Here is a 1,432-nt window from a genome sequence, read left to right on the forward strand (position 1 = left end):
GTGTGGGGGTGCAATTTCTTGGTGGTGCGGGAGTGCATGTTCGCGCCGTTCGTGGCGAATCCGGCGGTGGGGACGAAGCTGGGTCTGACCCCCCCCGCCCCCCCCCCCCCCCCCGCCGTCAGCTGGGTGTCGACGTCCAGCTCGGTCGGCGGGCCGCGCCTGGTGTCCGCCAGGCGCGCTTCGAGCCAGGCGAAGAACTCGCACAGCGCGGCGCCGTCCTGCTCCATCGTGGCGCGCACGTGCTCGAGCTCGGACGCGGTCTTGCGCGACTTGGCGAAGGTGGTCGGGTTGACCGCCTCGAGCACCGTCACCGTGTCCGGCACCGCCCGGCGCGTGCCGAGGGTGACGCGGCGCGGGTCCAGCAGCAGGGTCGTACCGGCCGGCAGCGCGGCCAGCGCGGCGTGCGCCGCCGCATACGGCGCCAGGTCGACGCCGTCGGCCGCCAGCGTGGCGCGCAGCGCGGCGTCGACCTTGCCGTCGGCGACGAACAGCGTGGCGCGTTGCGGCGTCACCAGCGCGTGCGCCAGGAACACCGGGTTGTAGCTGACGTCGGCGCCGCGCAGGTTGAACAGGTAGGCGATGTCGTCCAGCGTCGAGATGACGTGGCGCTCGGCGCCGGCGCGCGCCATGGCGCCGCGCAGCGCGGCGAGCTTGTCGGCGCGCGCCAGCGCGGCGTAGGGCGGCAGGTGCGCGAACAGCGGCGCCGCCGGCAGGCCCGGGCGTTCGGTCCAGAGTGCCTCCAGCAGGTCGACGTCGGCGCGCAGCGCCACGCCCTTCGCTTGCAGCGCCTGGCCGAGCAGGCGCGCGGTGGCCAGGCCCAGCACGGCGCCGTCGACGGCGACGCTGTGGCCCGGCGCGACGTGCTCGGCCAGCCAGTCGATGTAGAGCACGCTGGCGCCGGACGGGATCTTCATCAGTTGCACGGCGCCGCCGGCCAGCTCGGCCTCGGCCTGGTTCCAGTAGCGCGCGTCGGTCCAGACGCCGGCGAAGTCGGCGGTGGCGATGAAGGTGCCGACCGAGCCGGTGAAGCCGCTCAACCACTCGCGGCCCTTCCAGCGCTCGGGCAGGTATTCGGACAGGTGCGGGTCGGCCGAGGGCACGACGACGGCGGCGATATGCTGCTCGCGCATGGCGTGGCGCAGCTGCGCCAGGCGATCCGCCAGCGCGGTTTTTTCTGGTATGGGCATGAACTGGCTCAAGTCGGTTATTCGGGGTTGCCGCCAGGGCCGGCGGGGAGCGCGGCGGACCTCCATCATACCGCGATTGCGCCGCGCGCCGTAGCTCGGATTAGCGCGGCGTAATCCGACGCCGGGCCGCCGCCGGCGCCGGCCGGCTTGCGCCGTTCCGGCTAACCCGACCTTCTATGATGAATTCCAAGTCAACTGGTTTTTCGCAAATTTATCCTATCCCTTGTTTCGGTATCGGCGGGGTC

Annotated in this window: 1 protein-coding gene; it reads right to left on the reverse strand. The window is 72.3% G+C overall.

Annotated features, from left to right (window positions below; translation table 11 throughout):
• Positions 1-1,187 (reverse strand): aminopeptidase P family N-terminal domain-containing protein (locus ACFDR9_RS27680; RefSeq protein ID WP_409033074.1); only part of this gene is annotated, 1,187 nt, incomplete at its 3' end.
• Between the last annotated feature and the right edge of the window lie 245 nt (positions 1,188-1,432).

The organism is Janthinobacterium sp. CG_23.3 (assembly GCF_046115965.1).
Taxonomy (GTDB): Bacteria; Pseudomonadota; Gammaproteobacteria; order Burkholderiales; family Burkholderiaceae_D; genus Janthinobacterium.